The organism is Pseudomonadota bacterium (assembly GCA_039714795.1).
Lineage (GTDB): Bacteria > Pseudomonadota > Alphaproteobacteria > JAGOMX01 > JAGOMX01 > JBDLIP01.
In genome coordinates, this window is sequence record JBDLIP010000162.1 from 1 (window position 1) to 3,115 (window position 3,115).

Annotated in this window: 1 protein-coding gene; it reads right to left on the reverse strand. The window is 43.1% G+C overall.

Features of this window, described 5'->3' with window-relative positions; translation table 11 throughout:
- Nucleotides 1-276: 276 nt before the first annotated feature.
- Nucleotides 277-2,604: a transposase gene (locus ABFQ95_08255; protein ID MEN8237506.1), complete on the reverse strand. Its 2,328-nt coding sequence runs from the start codon at nucleotides 2,602-2,604 to the stop codon at nucleotides 277-279.
- Nucleotides 2,605-3,115 lie beyond the last annotated feature (511 nt).

Sequence of the window (3,115 nt, forward strand, 5' to 3'; positions counted from 1 at the left end):
GTATAGCTGGTGGGTAGGTAGACGTATAAAAAACAAGATTGGCCATTATACCATATAAAAAGTCGAATTTTACCTTCTCATCTGCAGGTGCCTATAGTTAAAACCATAATCGACTCAAGTGCCTTATTTTCGAGGGCATCACGGATGACATCTCTTGGGTATACTTCTGATATTTAAAAAGATCCAAAGAAGCAATGTTTAGATATTAGGATAATATTCAGACATTTCCGAGTCGATTTTTGGTCCAGTTACCCATCTTGATTTCAGGCCCAGTTGTTAAGCATATTGGTCTTTCACTTCCACTCGAACGCCACGTCCACCCCACCATGAAACCTGATTAAGTCCTGCATCTTTGCGATCTTGCAAAACCTTTGCCAGATGAGCTTTAATGTTTTGTGGATCCCCATCCAGGTAGGTAATGAGCAAGTCTCCAGATTCATGTAGGCTTAGCTGACAATTTTGGTTGCTGAAGATGGTTGTGCGGATAGTCGATAAAACGCACTGCCAATCCTCCGGACTACGCCAGCCAGAAAACCGCAGTATTGAAGAAAAGTAGTCCACCACCAATCGTGCCAACATGACGCAATAGTAGTGAGCCTCGACTTTTTCTGGCGACGTACCCGTTGGATAATTAAGAAAATAGTTTTCCACCAAATCTTTGATTCCGGTCTCCACAGGCCAGCGGATATGGTACATATCAAGGATTTTTAAAGCACTGTGGTCAATATGAGTACTACCAAAACAACGCGTCTCATTGGTTTCCATGTGTTGTTTGACGATAAAACGAAACGGTTTTCCTGTTTCAGCAAGGGTGAAATCTTTAGTTGCGATACGGTAGTCTTTACCATAGGGCTGCCAGTTTCCTTCGTTGATTGTTTGTTCTCTCCATTTCTTGATTTTGGGATTCTGCTTGAGACACATAGTGACATCTGTATCTGTCCGAACCGTTAGGTAAACGAGTTGCTTTTCCCCCTTATACTCAGAATCGGCGTAGATCTCAGCGATTGCTGCACGATCTATAACCTTGAATAGGTTTTCTTCACAGAATTTATATAGAGCCGATGGTCCCCTTGAGCGACCTTCGCAATAGGCAATGTTAATAACCGTATTCTTGACACTATCCCAAATAATATGAGGTCGGTGAGCATAGACCAGGTTCCCATTTTTATCAGGCGCTTTGGACAAGCACTTGTTTTTAGGAAAACGACTATCCGAGGGATCACAATGGTAGTCTATAGCAATTTGTTTGCCTTCAATTATATCCAGCTCCCGTGCACGACATGCGGCATCGTTGCGCAATTTCTGTAGGTGATCAAAACGCAAACTATCAAATGAATCGTAAAAGCAGCTTCGAGAAGGCGCAAGAGATAAACCCGCTCCTACAGCTACACTGCGGTCGCTTGTGAGTGAGAAATCGTGGATGGTGGGAAAGCCAGCAATGATTCTGAGTGTATTGACAATCACATGGTTGGTGGCTTCTGAAGAGCGTAAAGAGGGAGGACCATATGTTTGCATGGCTTCAACTACACCCAGCTGATCCAAGAACGGTGCAATCAAAATAGCCCCCGGGTTGCTGATGCTAACTTGCCGATAAGCCAAGCTACGGATGAGACGATTAAAGCCGCTATTCACTTTGAGGTTGTCTCTATCAACCAAATTAGGTGATAGGGTTTTTGCAGAACATTGCGAGTTTGCGTTTGTTAGATTGATATCTGGCCCTTCTGGAACTGGTTGAGAAATCACCCCTCGAAGAGGTATTGGCTTTTTGAACCGAGACAATGTCCAGCGGTTGTACACATTCTGCACGAGGCTTTTGCAGCACTTTAGCTGCAGTGTCTTTATGATCCTTGGTACTGAAAGCGACGGATCCAGCAACCGTTGTTCTATAATCTGCAATTCTAGCTCTGCCGATAGCTTTTCTCCTTTCTTGGTGGTTTGAACGCGGTCGATTAACCCCCAGACACCAAAGGTTAAATAACGCTCTTTGAGTACGTAATAACGGTTTGGATGAATACCAAACTGCCTTAGGAGGGGGCGAATTTGGCGTCTCTTTTGGCAGGATGACAATTCCTTGAACAATTCGACCCTTTGTTGCATATGGTCATGCTCAAAATCAAGGAAATGCTGCAGACCAACGTCTTGGTCACGCTCGGATGGGTTTTGCATTAGGCGTTGTGCTGAATCGAGGATGTGCTGGAGTTCCTCAAAATACGAGATATCTTTACTGTCCAGTTTTTGTCCATATCCGTGGCAACGCTGGATATGGCGAATGATTTGGAGAGAAGCACCAGGTATCTCAAGTGCCTCAGCTAAACGTAATGTTAGGCTCGCATGTTCATGGGGACGTGCAGATTTGACCAATACGACGAGCTTTTCAAGTCGTGGATCAACCTCAACAGTTGAAATTTCAGGCAGTAGACCGACGGTGCCATATTGGGTAAATCTGCTTTCCAGATATCTCAAACGCTCCCGACTAACGTCAAGCTGCGTAGCCACGGTTCGTTGTGATTCTCTCTTTGCGCGCCGCTTCTCCATTGCTTCATATGCAGCGAAGAAAGTTTCATCCTCGTAAACAAAAGGTACGGTAGCTTTTTGTTCTGCCATAGCCGATCGCACCTTGAAGGGAATCAGTGAAAAATACTCCCTAACAGCATCAGTTAACACCATGTATCGGTACTCCCATATAGTGCGTTTATTGCGTTAAAAACAACGTTATCAGTACATAAAAATTATAACCTAATTTTAGATAAAATCAAGGGATTTTTGGGCAAGCCAAATTTTTGCCTCAAGAAAAGAGGTTGTATGTCTTGTCTATTACAGTTAATTTGGACGATGCTCAGTAATGGCCATGACTAAGCGTTAGGTAATTATTTAAAAATATGAGGCATTTTTTTTATGTACAGATAGATGGGTTTGAGCACTGTTTTAGTGTGCAAAAAAAATCGCTGCGCTCAGTTTAGACTGGAGCGCATTTCTTTGGTTTTACAGTGCTTCTATCGGCAAATTGTCCATTTTGTTGTATCTTCTCCATATCTCCGGGTACCCCCATAATAGATGCCCCACATTTCAAAAAAAGTTGCATTTTTTTCAAAATAGTTCTTGACAGCATTTTAGT